The organism is Trinickia mobilis, from assembly GCF_017315705.1.
Lineage (GTDB): Bacteria > Pseudomonadota > Gammaproteobacteria > Burkholderiales > Burkholderiaceae > Trinickia_A > Trinickia_A mobilis.
Window position 1 is genome coordinate 103,087 of sequence record NZ_JAFLRF010000007.1, and the last position, 20,756, is coordinate 123,842.

The following is a 20,756-nucleotide window of genomic DNA, read 5'->3' on the forward strand; positions in this document are numbered from 1 at the left end:
CCGACTCCGCTTTTTTTATGTCGACCCGAGTTAGCGCTTCAGCGGTTACTCGGGCCCCATGCAACGCGGTGCATGCGCTTTAGCCCGCCCGTTGACCGCAATCATGCTGCAGTGCGCAAAATGCGCCTGACTCTGGTGCATGGCGATGCTAAACTTCGCGGGCTGCCGCTCGTAGCGTATGCACAACACGCAAGGCGGCGCGTTTGCGTGCCCCGTTAGAATTGCGCTCGTTTCTTCCGCCCCTCCGAGATCGGATTTACCCCGCGTTTATGAAAGATAACAACCAGGCACATACGCATAAGCAGCCTTTGCATTCTCTTGCCATTGCGGCGATCGGTGTGGTTTTCGGCGACATCGGAACCAGCCCGCTTTACTCGCTAAAGGAAGCATTCAGCCCGTCGCACGGGATTGCGCTCACCAATAATTCGATTCTCGGCGTCATTTCGCTGCTGTTCTGGGCGATCGTGATCGTGGTCGGGATCAAATATGTGCTTTTCGTGATGCGCGCCGACAATAACGGCGAGGGCGGCGTGCTCGCGTTAATGGCGCTCTCGCTGCGTTCGTTCGATACGAAAAGCAAGGCGGCCGCCGTGTTGATGGCGCTGGGAATCTTCGGTTCCTGCATGTTTTACGGCGATGCCGTCATTACCCCGGCGATTTCCGTCATTTCGGCCATCGAGGGTTTGGAGATCGCGACGCCGCAGTTATCGCATCTCGTGCTGCCCATTACGATCGTCATTCTGATTGCGCTTTTCTGGATTCAGCGGCACGGCACAGCGCTCGTGGGCAAGCTGTTTGGGCCGATCATGATTATCTGGTTCATCACGATCGGCATTCTGGGCGCTTATCACATCGTCCGCACGCCGGGCGTCATAGCCGCGCTCAATCCTTACTACGCGGCATCGTTCATGTCGGCGCACGTGCTGCAAGCGTACGTGGTGCTCGGTTCGGTCGTGCTGGTGCTGACCGGCGCCGAAGCGCTCTATGCGGACATGGGTCACTTCGGCGCCAAGCCGATCCGGATGGCCTGGTACGTGCTCGTGATGCCGTCGCTCGTGCTGAATTACTTCGGCCAGGGCGCATTGCTGATGACGGACCCGAAGGCAATCGAAAATCCGTTCTTCCTGCTCGCGCCCGACTGGGCGCTGCTGCCGCTCGTCGTGCTGTCGACGGTGGCGACCGTGATCGCCTCGCAAGCCGTGATTTCGGGTGCGTACTCGCTCACGTCACAAGCGATCCAGCTCGGCTACGTGCCGCGGATGAAGGTGCTGCACACGTCGGAGTTGGCGATCGGCCAGATTTACGTGCCGGTCGTGAACTGGATGCTGCTCTTCATCATCTTGTGCATCGTGATCGGCTTCAAGAGCTCGGACAATTTGGCCGCGGCGTACGGCATTGCAGTGACGGCCACGATGGTCATCACGACGATCCTCTTGTGCGTCTCGATGGTGAAGGTTTGGAAGTGGAACAAGGCGCTGGTGGCCTTCATCATCGGCGCTTTCATGATCGTCGACCTCGGTTTCTTCGGCGCGAATCTGCTGAAGGTCGAGGAGGGCGGCTGGCTTCCGCTCGGCATTGGCGCGGTGCTGTTCTTCCTTTTGATGACCTGGCACAAGGGCCGCATGATCGTGAAGGAGCGCACGGCCGCCGACGGCATTCCGCTCGCGCCGTTCCTGCAAGGCCTGCTCGCGCATCCGCCGCACCGCGTGTCGGGCACCGCGATCTATCTGACGGGCAGCGATACGCTCGTGCCAGTCAGTCTCCTGCACAACCTGAAGCACAACAAAGTGCTGCATGAGCGGACCATTTTCCTGACTTTCGTCACGCGCGACATTCCGTATGTGAAGGATGAAGACCGCGTCACCGTGCGCGATGTCGGGGGCGGGCTTTATATCGTGAAGGCGGCGTACGGCTTCAACGAAACGCCGGACGTGAAGGCGACGCTGCTCGAAGTCGGCCGCATGTACGACTTGACGTTCGAGCTGATGGATACCTCGTTCTTCCTCGCGCGCGAAACCGTCGTGCCGACACAGTTGCCGGGCATGTCGGTGTGGCGCGAGCGCGTGTTCGCGTGGATGCATCAGAATGCTGCGAAGCCGACTGACTTCTTCGCGATTCCAGCAAATCGCGTGGTCGAGCTCGGAACGAAGATCGAGATCTGATCGTGCTGAACGAGCGCGCAACGTGAATGCGTCCGTTGCGTGCACAACAAAAAGCCCACGCCGAAATTTAGCGTGGGCTTTTTTTCTTATTGGCACTGCGGCTGGCATTGCGCTGCCAGCCCATGTGCCTAGCGCTGTTTTAGCTTCGCAAACGCCGCGGCCATTGCGCCAGCCGGTTCCGGATCGCGCGAGCGCGGCGGCCGTGCGCCGCCGCCTGGGCGGCCGCTGCGGTCCTGCTGTGCGCCGCCGCGCGACGACGAGCCCGCGGACGCGTCGTCGTCGAGGCGCATCGTCAGCGCGATGCGCTGGCGCTTCACGTCGACTTCGAGCACCTTCACCTTCACGACCTGGCCGGCCTTCACGACTTCGTGCGGGTCCTTGATGAACTTTGTCGACATCGCCGACACGTGGACGAGGCCGTCCTGATGCACGCCGACGTCGACGAATGCGCCGAACGCCGCGACGTTCGTCACGACACCTTCGAGCACCATGCCCAGGACCAGATCGGAAACCTTTTCGACGCCTTCGCGGAACGTCGCGGTCTTGAACTCGGGGCGCGGGTCGCGGCCCGGCTTCTCGAGTTCGGTCAGGATGTCGCGCACCGTCGGCAGGCCGAAGCGCTCATCGACGAATTCCGTCGGTGACAAACCCGAGAGCGCGTCGCGGTTGCCGAGCACGTCGCCGATCTGCCTCTTGATCTTCGCGAGCATCCGCTCGACGACTGGATACGCTTCGGGGTGAACGGACGAACGGTCGAGCGGGTTCTCGCCGCCGTTGATGCGCAGGAAGCCTGCGGCTTGCTCGAAAGTCTTGTCGCCGAGACGCGGCACCTTGCGCAGATGGTCTCGCGACGGGAACGGACCGTTCGCGTCGCGATACTCGACGATATTGCGCGCGAGCGTCGCATTCAGGCCCGACACCCGCGCGAGCAGCGCGACGGACGCCGTGTTTGCATCGACGCCGACTGCGTTCACACAATCCTCGACGACCGCGTCGAGCGAACGCGCGAGCTCGCGCTGGTTCACGTCGTGCTGATATTGGCCGACGCCGATCGCCTTGGGCTCGATCTTCACGAGCTCGGCGAGCGGGTCTTGCAGGCGGCGCGCGATCGACACGGCGCCGCGCAGCGATACGTCCAGCTCCGGAAATTCCTTCGCAGCGAGTTCGGAAGCCGAATAGACCGACGCGCCGGCTTCGGACACGACGATCTTCTGCAAATTCAGCTCGGGATGGCGCGAGATCAGCTCGCTCGCGAGCTTGTCGGTTTCGCGCGAGGCCGTGCCGTTGCCGATGCTGATGAGCTCAGCCTGCGTCTGCGCGGCAATGCGCGCGAGCTTCGCGAGCGATCCGTCCCAGTCGCGGCGCGGCTCGTGGGGGTAGATCGTGTCGGTGGCGAGCAGCTTGCCCGTGCGGTCGACGACGGCGACCTTCACGCCCGTGCGCAGGCCCGGGTCGAGACCGATCACGGCCTTCGGGCCGGCAGGGGCTGCGAGCAGCAGATCCTTCAGGTTGCGCGCGAACACCCGAATCGCCTCATGCTCGGCTTCGTCGCGCAACTGCGTAAGCAATTCGTTCTCGAGGTGCGGCTGGACCTTGACGCGCCAACACCAGCGGCACACGTCGGAAAGCCATTTGTCGGCGGGACGGTTCTGGTTTGCAATGCCGAAATGGCGCGCGATCATCGCCTCGCCCGGATGCGGCACCTGGGCGTCGAGTTCCTCGCCCAAGCCGAGCTTCACCATCAGCACGCCTGCATTGCGGCCGCGGAAGAGGGCGAGCGCGCGGTGCGACGGCACCGTCTTGATGGTTTCCGAGTAGTCGTAGTAGTCGCGGAATTTCTCGCCTTCTTCGCCTTCCTTGCCCTCGACGACGGCCGACGACACCCTGCCCTGGCTGTGCAGGTAATCGCGCAGCTTGCCCAGCAGCTCGGCGGTTTCGCCGAATTGCTCGGAGAGGATGTCGCGGGCGCCGTCGAGCGCTGCCTTCATGTCGGCGACGCCCTTTTCGGCGTCCACGTACGCGGCGGCTTCCGTCTGCGGATCGAGCAGCGGATTCGCGAGCAGCGCCTGCGCGAGCGGCTCCAGGCCGGCTTCGCGCGCGATCTGCGCGCGCGTGCGGCGCTTGGGCTTATAGGGCAGGTACAGGTCTTCGAGCACCTGCTTGCTGTCGGCGGCTTCGAGCGCCGTACGCAGCTCGTCGGTGAGCTTGCCTTGCTCGTCGATGCTCGCAAGGATCGCGGCGCGCCGGTCTTCCAGCTCGCGCAGATACAGGAGCCGCTCTTCGAGCTGACGCAGTTGCGTGTCGTCGAGATTGCCGGTCACTTCCTTGCGGTAACGGGCGATAAACGGAACGGTCGCCCCTTCGTCGAGAAGTTGAACCGCCGCCGCGACCTGGCGCGGCTGGACGGTCAATTCAGTGGCGATGCGCTGTACGATCTTGAGTGCTACGGTTTCCGTCATGTGAAGTGCGTCGGCCTGCGAGGCTCAATCGGGGCTCCAACCCGGATATCCGCAGCCGGGGACGGCGCGGGAGGCGGGAGCCGGGGTTGTCGAAGCGGGGCATTTTGCCATAAATGCCCGAGCGCTCAAGCGCGGGGTGTTAGAATTTCGAGCATGTCCCGATGCTCTTCTACGACGTTGCCAACCTCCCGTTTTTTGCTTGCTTCGCCCGCTGCGTGGGTGACTGCGGCTGCCTTCGCGGTGCCGCTCGGGCTGCCGTCTGCTGCCTTCTCACAGGATATGCCGGCTTCGGCGGCAAGCGCCATCACGTTTGGCACAGCCGCGCAAGGCGCATCTGGCGCGGCGCCAGCCAATGACTTCGACACACGCCAGAAAGCGCTCGATCGCCGCAGCGAACAGAACGACTACGAGTACGGCGTGGCGGCTCACGATTGCTACAGCAAGTTCTTCGTGAATCATTGCCTCGGCAACGCACGCGACAAAATGCGCGACGTCCGCTCGCAGATCCGCAAAGGGCAATTGGCGCTCAACGACGAAGAGCGCGCCGCGCGCGCGCAGCAACGCGACGAGCAGGCGGCGATCAAGCGTGTGCAGGACGAGGCGGACGCGCCGCAGCGCGCGGCCAACGAGGCGCACAACCAGCAACAGTTCGAAGACAAGCAACGCCAGCACGAACTCGATCAGGCGCAGCGCAACGCGGAAGGCCCGCAGCGCGCGGCTAACGAGGCGGCGTACAACCAAAAGCAGGCCGACTATCAGCGCAAGCTCGACGAGGCTCATGCGCAAGCCGCGCAAAAGGCTCAGCAGCGCGCGGAAAACGTGCAGCGCTACCAGCAGAAACAGTCCGACGCCGCGCAGCACAAGGCGGATGTCGCAGCGCGCCAGAAGCAGGCCGCCGAGAAGCAGCAACAACAGCAACAGCAGCAGTTGCAGGAACGACAGCAGCAAGAGCAGCTCAAGCAACAACAGCAACAGAGCGAATAACGCGTTTTTTGCCGTACAGCAACCTCAGGTGCCGGGGCCGCGACGAGCGGCGCGACGCCTTTTCGACCGAGGAGGCCAGCATGCGCGAGCAGCAAGCGATCAAACCGGATGTGCTTCGTGACCGGATTTTGCAGTTGCAGTCGGAGCACAGTGAGCTCGATCGCATGATCGACCAACTGGCGACCTCGTCGGATATCAGCGACCTCGAACTGCAGCGCCTCAAAAAGCGCAAGCTCAAGGTCAAAGACAACATTCTCTTGCTGCAATTGCAGCTCGAACCGGATACGCACGCATAAGCTGCGACCTGGCAAGCGCCGGTGTCGCGCCGGGCGCACCGGTCTTTGCAGGAACCGCTTGCCTTGAATTCACCGCTCGATGCTTCTTCCAACAAGCCGCGCGCCGGCGCTTCCGACGCGCGGACGTCCGCGCGCGAGCCGCTTCCGCTGAATCCGAAACGCGGCGCCGAACTCGATGCGATCTTCGCCGCCGACGGTCTGCTCGCGCAGCGGATCGACGGCTACCGGCCGCGTGCGTCGCAGATCGAAATGGCGCGCGCGGTTGCGGCCGCGATGGAGGCGTCGGGGCGGGCGATGCAGGAGCCGGCGATGTTCGAGGCGCAAGCGCGCCCGGCGCGCCGCTTGCAAAAAAGCGGCGAGCGCGGCGGTGCCGATACGGCCGAGATCGCACGCGAGGTCGCCGAAGATACCGGGGACAACACGCTGATCGTCGAGGCGGGAACCGGGACCGGCAAGACTTATGCGTACCTTGTCCCGGCGATGCTGTGGGGCGGCAAGGTCGTCGTCTCGACCGGCACCAAGCACTTGCAGGATCAGCTTTTCCAGCGCGACATCCCCACCGTCCGCGACGCGCTCGCCGTGCCTGTCACGGTCGCGATGCTCAAAGGGCGCGCGAACTATCTTTGTCACTACTACCTGCAACGCACGGCCGACAACGGCCGCCTGCCGTCGCGGCAAGACACGGCTTATCTGCAGGAAATCGTCCGCTTCGCGAAGCTCACGCGCACTGGCGACAAGGCGGAACTCGCGAGCGTGCCGGAGACGGCGCCTGTCTGGTCGATGGTCACGTCGACGCGCGACAACTGCCTCGGCCAGGAATGCCCGCACTACAAGGAATGCTTCGTGATGCAGGCGCGCCGCGAGGCGCAGCAGGCGGATATCGTCGTCGTCAACCACCACCTCTTTTTCGCGGACATCATGCTGCGCGATACGGGCATGGCGGAGTTGCTGCCGTCCGCGAACACGATCGTCTTCGACGAAGCACACCAGTTGCCCGAGACCGCGACGCTATTTTTCGGCGAGACCCTGTCGACCGCGCAGATCCTCGAACTCGCCCGCGATTCGGTCGCTGAAGGTTTGAGCCATGCGCGCGACGCCGTCGAGTGGGTGAAGCTCGGCGCCGCGCTGGAGCGGGCGGCGCGCGACGTGCGGCTCGCATTCAAGGAAGACTCGGTGCGGCTGTCGCTCAGCCAATTGTCTGGCGATCACCCGCTCTTCGCGGCGCTCGATGCATTGGAGACCGAACTGAATGCGCTCGCGGTGGCGCTGGCGGGGCAGGCCGAGCGCGCGGAATCGATCGGCGCCTGCCAGCGACGCGCGCGCGAATTGCAGGATTTGCTGAAGGGCTGGACTGCGCTGCCCGAGGCCGAAGTGCCGGGCTCCGAATCCGAAACAAAGCAGGACGCAGCCGGCGATCCGAACGAAAAGGTACGCTGGATCGAAGTGTTCTCGCACACGGTGCAGTTGCACGAGACGCCGCTGTCGGTGGCGCCGATCTTCGCGAAGCAGCGTGCGGGCGTTCCGCGCGCGTGGATCTTCACCTCGGCGACGCTCTCGGTGCGCGGCGACTTCACGCACTACGCCGCGCAAATGGGCTTGAGCGCCCAGCGTTCGATGACGCTGCCGAGCCCGTTCGACTACGGCACGCAAGGCTTGCTGTACGTGCCACGCAACTTGCCTCAACCTTCCTCGCCGATGTTTGCCGATGCCGTGTTCGACGCGGCGCTGCCGGCGATCGAAGCGTCCGGGGGCGGCGTCTTCATGCTGTGCACGACGCTGCGCGCCGTCGACCGGATCGCGGCCAAGCTGCGCGACGTCATCGAATCTCGCGGTTGGAAGACACCTCTGCTCGTGCAGGGCGACGCGAGCCGGACCGAATTGCTCGACCGCTTTCGCGCGTACGGCAACGCGATTCTGGTGGGCAGCCAGAGCTTCTGGGAGGGCGTGGACGTGCGCGGCGACGCGCTGTCGCTCGTCGTGATCGACAAGCTGCCGTTCGCGCCGCCGGACGATCCGGTGCTGTCTGCCCGGCTCGATGCGTTGGCGAAGAAGGGCCTGAGTCCGTTTGCGGTCCATCAGTTGCCGCAGGCGGTGATTACGCTCAAGCAGGGCGCGGGGCGCCTGATCCGCGCTGAGACCGATCGCGGCGTGCTGATGATCTGCGATACGCGTCTCGTCGACAAACCCTACGGCCGGCGCATCTGGCAGAGTCTTCCGCCGTTCAAGCGGACGCGCGAGATCGACGTCGTGCGTGAATTCTTCGCGGAGCGTGCGGCGGCAGGCGGGTGATCGGTCCGCGTCGGCCGGACCCGCCCGGCCAGGCGCGCTGATGTGCGACGAAGCAGGCAATAAAAAAACCCGGCGTCAGCCGGGTTTTTTTACTAGCGGTTCGCCGTTATCGGAGAAGGCGGCTCACCAGATCTGCCACCACGACTTCGTTTCGCCGGAGCGCGCACGCCCGGTGAGGTACGGGCTGTCGGGGAAGGTGGCGGCGAGCACGCGCTTCGTATCGTCGGCGAGTTGCGGCTCGTTCAACTGCGTGTACGACAGCATCATGATATGCAGCGCATCTTCGATCGCCGGTGCGTTCTTGTATTCCTTGATCGCGAGCTGGGCACGATTGATGGCTGCCACATAGGCGCCGCGGCGATAGTAATAGTCGGCAGCGTGCACTTCGTGCGAAGCGAGCGCGTTCACGACGTAGCGCATGCGGGCGGCGGCATCCGGAGCGTACTTGCTGTTCGGATATTTGTCGACGACGACTTTGAACGCATCATACGACTCGCGCAGCGACTTCGGATCGCGCTCGCTCATGTCCTGGCCGGAGAAGCGGCCGAAGAGACCGAGGTCGTCGTTGAAGTGGATCATTCCCTTCAGATAGTGTGCGTACGCGATATCGGGGTGATCCGGGTGCAGTTGGATGAAGCGATCGACAGCGGTGTCGGCAGCGGCCGTTTCGCTGTCTTTCCAGTCGCAGTAGGCGACGTTGATCTGCGCCTGCTGCGCGAAGTGGCCGAATGGGTCGCGGCCTTCAAGCGCTTCGAAGTATTTCGCGCACTTGCCCCAATCCCCGCCGCTCAAGGCGTCTTGGGCCTCCGAGTATAATTTGTTGTTCGTCCAGGTCGCCGTTTCATCGGTCTTTTGCGGCAGGCCGTGGCAAGCTGCCACGAGCGCAGCAGTTGCGCCCAGTGCCAGATAGGTGCCAACGGGGTTGATTGCGTGCTTTGCCGCATGGGCGGCCGCGCCGAGGGCCGATTTGATGATGGTGTTCAGGGCTCGCATTTCCTAGCTATAAGTCTCAGTGACCCAGTCAAAATGACCCGCTCAAGTGCTTCAGGCGCCAATTCACGTAGCAAATCCGGCCCCAAAGATTCCGACAAAGATTATAGCCCAAGCGCCGACCCCGCCGACGCGCTGGCAGGGGAACCCCTAGATGACGATTTCGCGGGCGACGCGCCGGATTCCCTCGCCGCTCGTGCGGACGACGCATCCGGCACCGCGGGGCGCCATGCCGGCGATACCGAGCCGCGCGTTGCGCTCGTACCTCCGGAACTCGCCGGCGAACGGCTCGACAAGGTGCTCGCGAAGGTGTTCCCGGAGTTTTCGCGCAGCCGTCTGCAGAGCTGGATCGAAGCGGAGCGCGTGCTCGTCGACGGCGCACCCGCGAAAGTGCGGCAGCCGGTTCCGCTTGGCGCCACCATCGAGCTGACGCCCGATCTGCTGCCCGAGCAGCTCGCGTTCGCGCCGGAGCCGGTGCCGCTCGATATCGTCTACGAAGACGACGCGCTCGTTGTCATCAACAAGCCCGCGGGCCTCGTCGTGCATCCGGCCGCCGGCAATTGGAGCGGCACGATTCTGAACGGCCTCTTGCATCGCTACGGCGACGCGGCGGCCGGGCTGCCGCGCGCGGGAATCGTCCACCGGCTCGACAAGGAGACCTCGGGGCTCATGGTCGTCGCGCGCACGCTCGAAGCGCAGACCGACCTCGTGCGCCAGCTGCAGGCGCGCACGGTCAAGCGGCGCTATCTCGCGCTCGTGTGGGGCAACATGCCGTCCGACGGCACGATCGACGCGCCGATCGGCCGCGATCCTCGCGAACGCACGCGGATGGCCGTCGTGACCGGCGCCGCGGGCAAGCCTGCGCGCACGCATTTTCGTACGGTCGACGAAACAATCTGGGAGCGCCAGCCCGTCTCTGCGATTCACTGCGACCTGGAGACCGGACGCACGCATCAGATCCGCGTGCATTGCGCGCATATCGGTCATCCGCTGCTCGGTGACCCCGTCTATGGACACGCGCGCGGCAAGCGTTCAGTGAAGCCGCTGCCCGGCGGCTTCGCGCGCCAGGCGCTGCACGCATGGCGGCTCGGCCTGATTCATCCGCGCACGGGCCGCACGATGCAGTGGCGTGCGGACCCGCCCGAGGACATGGCCGCGCTCGCCCAGGCGCTGGGTCTGGGCGGCGGCGAGTCCGAACTCGATGACGACTACGATGTCTACGACGACGAGTTCGACGGCGCCGGCGAAGGCTACGAATCGTCCTGCGACGAAGACGAGGACGAGGACGAATAAATCAGACGACGCGCCGGCGCGCGCCGGACATCCACCAACAATGAAAACGAGGATCGATCCGCATGACCTTGCCGAACCTGACGTTCGCTGATTGCCTGCAACCCGGATGGTGCGTGTCGCCGCACGTGCGCGCGCTCGTGACGACACGCAACGGCGGCGTGAGCGAACCGCCCTATGGGCGTTGGACCGCGGGCGCCGATCAGGCTGGCGGGTTGAACCTCGGCCTGCACACGGGTGACGATCCGGTCGCGGTCGCTGCGAATCGCGCGCGTTTGCTGTCGCTCGCCGGCACGCGTGCGGCGTGGCTCGTACAAGTGCACGGCAACGAAGTGGTGCTCGCCGATGATGTGATCGCCGCTGCCGATAGCGGTGGGGCGCCGGCGGTACGTGCCGACGCCAGCGTGACCGCGACGCCCGGAGTGGCGTGCCTCGTGATGGTCGCGGATTGCATGCCGGTTCTGCTATGCGATGAGGCGGGGCGCGCTGTCGGCGCGGCGCACGCGGGGTGGCGGGGCCTCGCCGCTGGAATCGTCGAAAAGACGGCGCAGCGTGTGGCTGAATTGGCCGGCGCGAAACTCGAAAATCTTTGCGCCTATCTTGGACCTGCGATCGGTCCCGGCGCCTTCGAAGTCGGGGCAGATGTGCGTGACGTGTTCATGACCGAAGCCCGCGTCGGCGAGCGCGATCTCGTCGCGCGTGCCTTCGTCGATCATGGGTCGACGCCCGGCAAATACCTCGCCGATCTCTATGCGCTTGCGTGTGTGCGGCTCGCGCGGCTCGGCATTGCGCAGATCAGCGGCGGTGACGCATGCACGGTAACCGACCGGGAGCGGTTCTATTCCTATCGGCGCGATCGCGTGACCGGCCGCATGGCCGCGATGATCTGGCTTGCCGACTGAGATCGATTTCGTGGTGCCGAACGTTCGTGCGATATGCAAATTGCATCAGCGCAGCCTATCGCCGCGGGTGCTTGAAAACGGGCAATTGTCTGACTGTCGACGACGCTTTTTGCTGCAATGCGCCGCGCAAACCATGTCTATGCGGCACCGCATATAGCGCCGTGATTGACTGCCGCAGCGGACGAATCGATCGAGCGCGAGCCGCGCCTGGATTGCCTCGCTGGCAAAACTTCGAGGACTACGACAGACACGCGGCAAAACACGGCAAGGTCGCATCAATCGACATGGGGAAAACGATAATTAAAAAACTATCGCACTGCGGCAAAATCGGAATGTAAGCATTGACACGGCTTGCGGCGGGGAGCAAGAATGACCCCTCGCAAGGGCGAGCGTGTCGTAGGTTGCGAGAATTCGCCCGCGTGCGCGAACGCCCGCCTCTCAATCGGTCTTCCGAGACTCACAGGTCAAAAGCGGGTATGACTGCATCAAAAAATTCATCGACTTCCTCTCACACGGGCGCCTCGTCGGGCCGCGCGCAGCAGCAAGCCGGAGCAGGCGCCGCCGACATGCAGCAAATGTTCGACGCCTGGATGAATACGTGGCGCTCGCTCGCGAATCCCGCAAACTGGCAGCAAGCCGGCCAACAGGCGGCAGCTCAGATGGGCGCCGTGGGCAACGGCGGAGCGTTTCCGTTCTCGATGCCGCAGATGCCGTCCATGCCCTCGATGCCGGGGATGCCGGGGATGCCGGATTTCGGAGGGGCCGCCTTCGGCCAGGCGGCATCGCAAGCGCTCGCCGGCCTGAAAGTGCCGACTGCAGCCGTTCCGCCCACTCGTCTGCAGCAGTTGCAGGCGGACTACTCGCGCGATTGTCTCGAACTCCTTAAGCAAGCCAGCACAGCAAACAATACGGTGCCTGAATTAAAGGACCGGCGTTTCAGCGCGGACGCATGGAAAGCCACGCCGGCTTATGCGTACACCGCAGCGTGGTACCTGCTCAATGCCCGCTATCTGCAAGAGCTGGCCGATGCGATCGAGACAGACCCGAAAACGCGCGAGCGCATCCGCTTCGCCGTTCAACAATGGACGGCAGCCGCGGCGCCCAGCAATTTCTTCGCGCTGAATCCCGAGGCTCAGAAAACCTTACTGGAAAGTCAAGGCGAGAGCTTGCGGCAGGGCGTGCTGAATCTGCTCGCCGATTTGCAGCGCGGGAAGATTTCGCAGAGCGATGAATCGCGTTTCGTGCTCGGCAAGAATCTGGCGACGACCGAAGGGGCTGTCGTCTTCGAAAACGACTTGATCCAGCTGATTCAGTACAAGCCGCGCACGGGCACCGTCTTCGAACGGCCGCTTCTGTTCGTGCCGCCTTGCATCAACAAGTACTACATCCTCGATTTGCAGCCCGAAAGCTCGCTCGTCGCGCACGCCGTGGAAAGCGGGCATCAGGTGTATATGATTTCGTGGCGCAATGCGGATGCGTCGGTTGCGAGCAAGACGTGGGACGACTACATCGAAGATGGCGTGCTTGCCGCCATCGACGTCGTCAAGCAGGTGAGCGGGCGCGAGCAGGTCAACACGCTCGGCTTCTGCGTCGGCGGCACGATGCTCGCGACGGCGCTCGCGGTGCTGGCCGCGCGCGGCGAACATCCCGCGGCGTCGATGACGCTGCTGACCGCGATGCTCGACTTCTCTGATACGGGCGTGCTCGATGTCTTCATCGACGAGGCGCACGTGCAGATGCGCGAGCAAACGATCGGCGGCAAGAACGGCACGCCGCCGGGCCTGATGCGCGGCATTGAATTCGCCAATGCGTTTTCGTTCCTGCGTCCGAACGATCTCGTGTGGAACTACGTCGTCGACAACTATCTGAAGGGCCGTACACCTGCGCCGTTCGATCTGCTGTTCTGGAACGGCGACTCGACGAATCTGCCGGGGCCGATGTATGCCTGGTATCTGCGCAATACGTATCTGGAAAATCGCTTGCGCGAGCCGGGTGCGCTGACCGTATGCGGTGAAGCGGTCGATCTGTCGCACATCGATGTGCCCACCTTCATCTACGGTTCACGCGAGGACCATATCGTGCCGTGGCAAACGGCCTATGCGTCCGCGCCTTTGCTCACCGGGCCGCAGCGCTTCGTGCTGGGCGCGTCGGGGCATATTGCGGGCGTCATCAATCCACCTGCGAAGAACAAGCGCAGCTACTGGGCAGGCGAAAGCGAAGAGAGGACGCTGCCTGAGAATCCGGACGAATGGTTCGGCCAGGCCACCGAAAAGCCGGGCAGTTGGTGGCCGGATTGGGTCAGCTGGCTCGATCAATACGGCGGCAAGAAAGTGAAGCCGTCGGCGCAACTCGGTTCCGCGGAGTATCCCGTGATCGAGGCGGCGCCGGGGCGCTATGTGCAGCAGCGCGCCTGAACTCGCGGCCGGCGGACCAAGGCCGTTAGCCGGCTCCCGAGGCATGGCTTCGGAGCACCGGTGGGAACGAGTCGCGCAGGAATGGTTTTTTTAACTGTACGAGTTGCGGCGCCATGCGCCGCTTCGCTCGGAGGACTTGGAAATGACTGACGTAGTGATCGTATCGGCCGCCCGTACCGGGGTTGGCAAATTCGGCGGCGCTCTCGCCAAGATCGCAGCACCCGAGCTCGGCGCGACGGTGATCCGCGCGGTGCTCGAGCGTTCGGGCATCAAGCCCGAGCAAGTGAGCGAAGTCATCATGGGACAGGTGCTGGCGGCCGGTTCCGGGCAGAACCCGGCGCGCCAGTCGCTGATCAAGGCCGGTCTGCCGAGCGCGGTGCCGGGCATGACGATCAACAAGGTGTGCGGCTCGGGCCTGAAGGCCGTGATGCTGGCCGCCAACGCGATCATCGCGGGCGAGGCGGAGATCGTCGTCGCCGGCGGTCAGGAAAACATGACCGCCGCGCCGCACGTGCTGCTCGGTTCGCGCGACGGCTTTCGCATGGGCGACGCGAAGCTGATCGACACGATGATCGTCGACGGCCTGTGGGACGTCTACAACCAGTACCACATGGGCGTCACGGCGGAAAACGTCGCCAAGGAATACGGCATCACGCGCGAAGAGCAGGACAAGTTCGCTGCGCTGTCGCAAAACAAGGCGGAAGCTGCGCAGAAGGCCGGCCGCTTCGACGACGAAATCGTGCCGGTCGAGATTCCGCAGAAGAAAGGCGAGCCGCTGCGCTTTGCGACCGACGAGTTCGTGCGCCATGGCGTGACGGCCGAATCGCTTGCGGGCCTCAAGCCCGCGTTCACGAAGGAAGGCACGGTGACGGCGGCCAACGCGTCGGGCATCAACGACGGCGCCGCGGCGGTCGTCGTGATGTCGGCGAAGAAGGCCGAGGCGCTGGGCCTCACGCCGCTCGCGCGCATCAAGGCGTATGCGAACGCGGGCGTCGATCCGAAGGTGATGGGCATGGGCCCGGTGCCGGCGTCCAAGCGCTGCCTGGAGCGCGCTGGCTGGTCGACGTCGGATCTCGACCTGATGGAAATCAACGAGGCGTTCGCGGCTCAGGCGCTCGCCGTGCACAAGCAGATGGGCTGGGATACGTCGAAGGTCAACGTGAACGGCGGTGCGATCGCGATCGGCCACCCGATCGGCGCGTCGGGCTGCCGGATTCTCGTGACCCTGCTGCATGAAATGCAAAAGCGCGATGCCAAGCGCGGTCTCGCGTCGCTGTGCATCGGTGGCGGGATGGGCGTGGCGCTCGCAGTGGAGCGTGCCTGATCCCCGGGCGTTGCCGCGCCCGGCGCCGGCAGGCGCGGGTCCAGGCAGGGCGGACTTAGGTGGGGCAAGGAGCGGCCCCTGGCCGCTTCCGATAACGATAATGGAGTGTGTTTCATGACTCAGCGTATTGCGTACGTAACCGGCGGCATGGGCGGCATCGGCACGAGCATCAGCCAACGCCTGCACAAGCAGGGCTTCAAGGTCGTCGTGGGCTGCGGGCCGAATTCGCCGCGCAGGGTGAAATGGCTCGAGCAGCAGAAGGCGCTCGGCTATGACTTCATCGCGTCGGAAGGCAACGTCGGCGATTGGGAGTCGACCAAGCAGGCATTCGACAAGGTGAAGTCCGAAGTCGGCGAGGTCGACGTGCTGGTCAACAACGCGGGCATCACGCGTGACGTCGTGTTCCGCAAGATGACGCACGAAGACTGGACGGCCGTGATCGACACGAACCTGACCAGCCTCTTCAACGTGACGAAGCAGGTGATCGACGGGATGGTCGAACGCGGATTCGGCCGGGTCATCAACATTTCGTCGGTGAACGGCCAGAAGGGCCAGTTCGGCCAGACCAACTACTCGACGGCCAAGGCCGGCATCCACGGCTTCACGATGGCGCTCGCGCAGGAAGTGGCGACCAAGGGCGTGACGGTCAATACGGTGTCGCCGGGCTATATCGGCACGGATATGGTCAAATCGATCCGTCCGGATGTGTTGGACAAGATCGTCGCGACGATTCCGGTGCGCCGACTGGGCTCGCCGGACGAAATCGCGTCGATCGTGGCGTGGCTCGCTTCGGACGAATCGGGGTTCGCGACGGGTGCCGATTTCTCGCTGAACGGCGGGCTGCATATGGGCTGATTCGTGTTGCGTCGCCCGGGTTTCCAGGGTGTCGCAGCCGCGTCAGAGAATATAGGGGGCGCTTGGCCGGTCGCGGGCGCCGCCACTGCGCTTCGATTGCGCTCAAAGGCGTTACATGTCCACCACTACAAAGAAAACAGCCGAACGACTGATCAAGAAATATCCGAACCGTCGGCTCTACGACACTGAGACGAGCACCTACATCACCTTGAGCGATGTGAAGCAGCTTGTGCTCGAGCAGGAGGACTTCAAGGTCATCGATGCGAAGAGCAACGAAGACCTGACGCGCAGCATCCTGTTGCAGATCATTCTCGAAGAGGAGAGCGGCGGAGTGCCGATGTTCTCCTCTTCGATGCTGTCGCAGATCATCCGTTTCTACGGGCATGCGATGCAGGGAATGATGGGGACGTATCTGGAAAAGAACATCCAGGCGTTCATCGAGATCCAGAACAAGCTCGCCGATCAGTCGAAGAACCTGTACGAAGGCAATGCGCTGAACCCGGAAGTGTGGTCTCAGTTCATGAACATGCAGGCGCCGATGATGCAGGGCATGATGACGAGCTACATCGAGCAGTCGAAGAACATGTTCGTGCAGATGCAGGAGCAGATGCAGAATCAGGCGAAGAACATGTTCAGCACATTCCCGTTCAAGCCGAACCCGGAACCGGAGAAGAAATAACGGCGTTTGCGGCAATCGGCCGAGAGCCGGCCTGGCGGCCGGCTAGTTTCTTGTCCCATGCACTGCTCGGGCTGAGTCCTTTGGGCGAGACGCCGCGCCAGGCGGCACGGATCGGGGCCCGGCGCGGTACAATGGCGGGTTTTCACGCGACGTGACGGACCCCGCCGCCGATAGGGCGTTCCGAGGTGTTCCGACCCCGTCGCGAGCGATGCAGCGGCGGCTTTGCGCTCCCTCCATCGCCCATGCAGCGCCAGCGCGCAGCTTTGCCGGGCAGGCCTCCGGCATTCGCCTGAGCGCTGCCCGATTGTCGTTACTCGCCGGACCATCCTTATGTCGCAAACTTCCTCTTCAGCCGCGCCGAAAGTCGGTTTCGTGTCGCTCGGCTGCCCGAAAGCGCTCGTCGATTCCGAGCAGATCATCACGCAGCTGCGTGCCGAAGGCTACGAGATCTCCGGCACCTATGACGGTGCGGATCTCGTCGTCGTCAACACCTGCGGCTTCATCGACGAAGCGGTCCAGGAAAGTCTCGATGCGATCGGCGAGGCGCTGACCGAGAACGGCAAGGTGATCGTCACAGGCTGCCTCGGCGCGAAAAAGAGCGCGAGCGGCTCGGGCCTGATCGAGGAGGTGCATCCGAAGGTGCTCGCCGTAACCGGGCCGCACGCGGTCGGCGAGGTGATGCAGGCCGTGCACAGCCATCTGCCCAAGCCGCACGATCCGTTCATGGATCTCGTGCCGCCCGCCGGCATCAAGCTCACGCCGCGCCATTACGCGTACTTGAAGATTTCCGAAGGCTGCAACCATCGCTGCACGTTCTGCATCATCCCGTCGATGCGCGGCGATCTCGTTTCGCGTCCGGTCGCGGAAGTCATGCTCGAGGCGGAAAACCTGTTCAAGTCCGGCGTCAAGGAACTGCTCGTGATTTCGCAGGACACGAGCGCCTATGGCGTCGACGTCAAATTCCGCACCGGCTTCTGGAACGGCCGCCCGCTCAAGACGCGGATGACCGAGCTCGTCGGTGCGCTCGGCGAGCTGGCCGCTCAGTACGGCGCGTGGGTGCGCCTGCATTACGTCTATCCGTATCCGCACGTCGACGAAATCATTCCGATGATGGCCGAGGGTCCGTTCAAGGGTCACGTGCTGCCGTACCTCGATGTGCCGTTCCAGCACGCGCACCCCGAAGTGCTCAAGCGCATGAAGCGGCCGGCCAACGCCGAGAAGACGCTCGAGCGCGTCCGGGCGTGGCGCGAGATTTGTCCGGATCTGACCATCCGCAGCACGTTCATCGCCGGCTTCCCGGGCGAGACGGAAGCGCAGTTCGAGACGCTCATCGACTTTATCCGCGAGGCCGAGCTCGATCGAGTCGGTTGCTTTGCGTATTCGCCGGTCGAAGGCGCGAGCGCCAATGAGCTCGACGGCGCGCTTCCCGATGACGTCCGCGAAGCGCGCCGCGCGCGCTTCATGGAAGTCGCCGAGGAGGTGTCGGCCAAGCGCATGGCGCGCAAGGTCGGCAAGACGCTCAAGGTGCTCGTCGACGAAGTGAATGCCGACGGCGGCATCGGCCGTACCGCGGCCGATGCGCCGGAGATCGACGGCGTCGTGTTTGTGGCGCCTGCGGCGAAGGCGTCGAAGCGCTACAAGGCGGGCGACTTCGTCTCGGTGAAGATCACCGGCGCCGACGGGCACGATCTCTGGGGCGAGGTCTGAGCGTGGGCCGCGCGCATTCGTCGCCGGCGTTGATCACGCCCGACATCCTCGCGCTCGGCGAGGCGATGGTCGAGTTCAATCAGTCGTCGCCGGGCCGGCCCGATTATCTGCAAGGCTTCGGCGGCGACACGTCGAATTTCTGCATCGCCGCCGCACGCCAAGGCGCGCGCACGGGGTTTGTGTCGGCCGTCGGCGACGATCATTTCGGCCAATTGCTGGTCGCGCTGTGGCAGCGCGAGGGCGTCGATACGTCGATGGTGCGCGTCGACGCGCATGCGCCGACCGGGGTCTACTTCGTTTCGCACGGGCCTGACGGGCACCGGTTCGACTATTTGCGCGCCGGTTCGTCCGCTAGCCGATACGCGCCGCATGATTTGCCGCTCGATGCGATCGCTGCCGCCAAAGTCGTCCATCTGTCCGGCATCAGTCTCGCAATCGGCGTCAACGCGTGCGATGCGGCGCTCGCTGCGATCGAGCACGCCCGCGCCAACGGCGTGCGAGTGAGCTTCGATACCAATCTGCGCCTCAAGCTCTGGCCGCTCGCCCGTGCGCGCGCAGTGATGCTCGAAGCGATCCGGCAAACCGATATCTGCCTGCCGAGCTGGGACGACGTCACGGCGCTCACCGGGTTGACCGGGCGCGACGATATCGTCGATTTCCTGCTCGCACGCGGGCCGCACATTGTCGCGCTCAAGCTCGGCAAAGATGGCGCTTACGTCGCGACGCCCGGCGAGCGCCGCGTGGTGCCGGGTCGCGTCGTGAATGCGGTCGATGCGACGGGCGCGGGCGACTGCTTCGGCGGCGCGTTCATCGCGCGCATCGTCGAAGGCGACGATCCATTTGCCGCCGCGCGTTACGCGAACGTTGCCGCGGCCCTGTCGACGCAAGGCTTCGGGGCGGTCGCGCCGATTCCCGATCGCGCGTCGGTGGAGCGGGTGCTCGCCGAGTGAGTGGTGCCTGACGTGTTGCCGCGGCGGCGCCGCCGCGTGGCAGGCGACGGACGCGAATAGGCCTGGAGGGGGCTGACGCCGGCCACGACCGGCGGCCCAAAGGTTCATCCGATTCATAACCGTGAAACCTGGAGACACAGCGATGCAACGTGAAGTGGTGGTGGCAAGCGGCGTGCGGACCGCAATCGGCGATTTCGGCGGCAGCCTCAAGGACTTCTCGCCGACGGATCTCGGCGCACGCGTCGTGCGCGAGGCACTGTCGCGCGCGCAGGTGAATGGGGATGACGTGGGACACGTCGTGTTCGGCAACGTGATTCACACCGAGCCGAAGGACATGTATCTCGCTCGCGTCGTCGCGCTCGACGGCGGCGTCGCGCAGCACGCGCCGGCGATGACTGTGAACCGCCTGTGCGGTTCGGGCTTGCAGGCAATCGTGTCGGCGGCGCAGAGCGTGCTGCTTGGCGACGCCGATATCGCCATCGGCGGCGGCGCGGAGAGCATGAGCCGCGCGCCGTATATCGCGCCGGCGGCGCGCTTCGGCCAGCGCATGGGAGACGCGCGCATCATCGACATGATGCTCGGCGCGCTGCACGACCCGTTCCAGTCGATTCATATGGGCGTGACCGCCGAAAACGTCGCGCAGAAGTACGGCATCACGCGCGACGCGCAAGACGCGCTCGCGCTCGAATCGCACCGCCGCGCGGCGCGCGCGATCGAAGCGGGGTGGTTCAAGGAGCAGATCCTGCCGGTCGCGATGGCGTCGAAGAAGGGCGAGGTCAGTTTCGATACCGATGAACACGTCCGCTTGAACGCGACCGCCGAAGATTTCGCGAAGCTCAAACCGGTGTTCGCCAAGGAAAACGGCACGGTGACGGCCGGCAACGCGTCGGGGATCAACGACGCCGCGGCGGCCGTGGTGCTGATGGAGCGACGCGTGGCCGAAGCGCGCGGCGCCAAGCCGCTCGCGCGGCTCGTTGCCTACGCGCATGCGGGCGTGGACCCGGCCTACATGGGCATCGGCCCGGTGCCGGCCACCCGCAAGGCGCTGGAGCGCGCGGGCATCACCGCCGCCGATCTCGACGTGATCGAAGCGAACGAAGCGTTCGCTGCGCAGGCGTGTGCCGTGACAAGGGAGCTGGGGCTCGATCCGGCGAAGGTCAATCCGAACGGCTCGGGCATTTCGCTCGGTCACCCGATCGGCGCGACCGGCGCGCTCCTCACCGTGAAGGCGCTGTACGAGTTGCAGCGCATCGGCGGGCGCTATGCGCTCGTGACGATGTGCATCGGCGGCGGGCAGGGCATCGCCGCGATTTTCGAGCGGATTTGACGCGGGTCCGGCTCGCCGCGCGCGGGCTGCGGTTCGGGCGGCGCATGGCGTTGCGCCGCCATGGCCGCACTGGCATTGCAATGGGATTGAATGGCAGGACGAGGATGGAACGGATGCAAGGATCGAAG

General features: G+C 64.4%; 15 protein-coding genes. 13 read left to right on the top strand and 2 right to left on the bottom strand.

Features of this window, described 5'->3' with window-relative positions; translation table 11 throughout:
• Positions 1 to 269: 269 nt before the first annotated feature.
• Positions 270 to 2,162, top strand: coding sequence for a potassium transporter Kup (locus J3489_RS12155; protein WP_206998242.1), 1,893 nt, complete (start codon positions 270 to 272; stop codon positions 2,160 to 2,162).
• Positions 2,163 to 2,290: 128 nt separating this feature from the next.
• On the opposite strand, the gene J3489_RS12160 is transcribed toward J3489_RS12155, so the two are convergent.
• Positions 2,291 to 4,621: a Tex family protein gene (locus J3489_RS12160; protein ID WP_206998243.1), complete on the bottom strand. Its 2,331-nt coding sequence runs from the start codon at positions 4,619 to 4,621 to the stop codon at positions 2,291 to 2,293.
• Between the two features lie 153 nt (positions 4,622 to 4,774).
• On the opposite strand from J3489_RS12160, the gene J3489_RS12165 reads away from it, so the two are divergent.
• From J3489_RS12165 to yoaA, 3 genes are all read left to right on the top strand, one after another.
• Positions 4,775 to 5,605, top strand: coding sequence for a hypothetical protein (locus J3489_RS12165; RefSeq protein WP_206998244.1), 831 nt, complete (start codon positions 4,775 to 4,777; stop codon positions 5,603 to 5,605).
• A gap of 80 nt (positions 5,606 to 5,685) precedes the next feature.
• Entirely contained in the window at positions 5,686 to 5,901 is a 216-nt protein-coding gene (locus J3489_RS12170; RefSeq protein ID WP_206998246.1) for a DUF465 domain-containing protein, read from the top strand.
• Between the two features lie 63 nt (positions 5,902 to 5,964).
• Positions 5,965 to 8,190, top strand: coding sequence for a DNA repair helicase YoaA (gene yoaA / locus J3489_RS12175; RefSeq protein WP_206998248.1), 2,226 nt, complete (start codon positions 5,965 to 5,967; stop codon positions 8,188 to 8,190).
• A gap of 123 nt (positions 8,191 to 8,313) precedes the next feature.
• Here the strand turns inward: yoaA and J3489_RS12180 are convergent, their stop codons facing one another.
• Complete coding sequence (locus J3489_RS12180) at positions 8,314 to 9,183, bottom strand: outer membrane protein assembly factor BamD (RefSeq protein ID WP_206998250.1); 870 nt, start codon at positions 9,181 to 9,183, stop codon at positions 8,314 to 8,316.
• A 33-nt stretch (positions 9,184 to 9,216) separates the two neighbouring features.
• Here J3489_RS12180 and J3489_RS12185 point away from each other — a divergent pair, with 33 nt between their 5' ends.
• From J3489_RS12185 to bktB, 9 genes are all read left to right on the top strand, one after another.
• Positions 9,217 to 10,473 carry an RluA family pseudouridine synthase gene (locus J3489_RS12185; protein WP_206998252.1) on the top strand — a complete coding sequence of 419 codons (1,257 nt, stop codon included), beginning with the start codon at positions 9,217 to 9,219 and terminating at the stop codon, positions 10,471 to 10,473.
• Between the two features lie 62 nt (positions 10,474 to 10,535).
• The gene (pgeF, locus tag J3489_RS12190; protein ID WP_206998254.1) at positions 10,536 to 11,372 is read left to right on the top strand and encodes a peptidoglycan editing factor PgeF; all 837 of its coding nucleotides are present in this window, start codon (positions 10,536 to 10,538) and stop codon (positions 11,370 to 11,372) included.
• A gap of 566 nt (positions 11,373 to 11,938) precedes the next feature.
• Positions 11,939 to 13,786 carry a class I poly(R)-hydroxyalkanoic acid synthase gene (gene phaC / locus J3489_RS12195; protein ID WP_374193449.1) on the top strand — a complete coding sequence of 616 codons (1,848 nt, stop codon included), beginning with the start codon at positions 11,939 to 11,941 and terminating at the stop codon, positions 13,784 to 13,786.
• A 142-nt stretch (positions 13,787 to 13,928) separates the two neighbouring features.
• Positions 13,929 to 15,110 (top strand): acetyl-CoA C-acetyltransferase, encoded by a 1,182-nt coding sequence (locus tag J3489_RS12200; RefSeq protein ID WP_206998256.1) that lies wholly within the window; start codon positions 13,929 to 13,931, stop codon positions 15,108 to 15,110.
• Positions 15,111 to 15,224: 114 nt separating this feature from the next.
• The gene (locus J3489_RS12205) at positions 15,225 to 15,965 is read left to right on the top strand and encodes a 3-ketoacyl-ACP reductase (RefSeq protein WP_206998259.1); all 741 of its coding nucleotides are present in this window, start codon (positions 15,225 to 15,227) and stop codon (positions 15,963 to 15,965) included.
• A gap of 115 nt (positions 15,966 to 16,080) precedes the next feature.
• Positions 16,081 to 16,644: a polyhydroxyalkanoate synthesis repressor PhaR gene (phaR, locus tag J3489_RS12210; RefSeq protein WP_137332321.1), complete on the top strand. Its 564-nt coding sequence runs from the start codon at positions 16,081 to 16,083 to the stop codon at positions 16,642 to 16,644.
• Positions 16,645 to 16,974: 330 nt separating this feature from the next.
• Positions 16,975 to 18,351, top strand: a complete 1,377-nt coding sequence (gene rimO, locus J3489_RS12215) for a 30S ribosomal protein S12 methylthiotransferase RimO (protein ID WP_206998261.1) — start codon at positions 16,975 to 16,977, stop codon at positions 18,349 to 18,351.
• A gap of 2 nt (positions 18,352 to 18,353) precedes the next feature.
• Positions 18,354 to 19,301: a sugar kinase gene (locus J3489_RS12220; protein ID WP_309491367.1), complete on the top strand. Its 948-nt coding sequence runs from the start codon at positions 18,354 to 18,356 to the stop codon at positions 19,299 to 19,301.
• 142 nt (positions 19,302 to 19,443) lie between these two features.
• On the top strand, positions 19,444 to 20,628 hold the full coding sequence (bktB, locus tag J3489_RS12225) for a beta-ketothiolase BktB (RefSeq protein WP_206998263.1): 1,185 nt from the start codon (positions 19,444 to 19,446) through the stop codon (positions 20,626 to 20,628).
• Positions 20,629 to 20,756 lie beyond the last annotated feature (128 nt).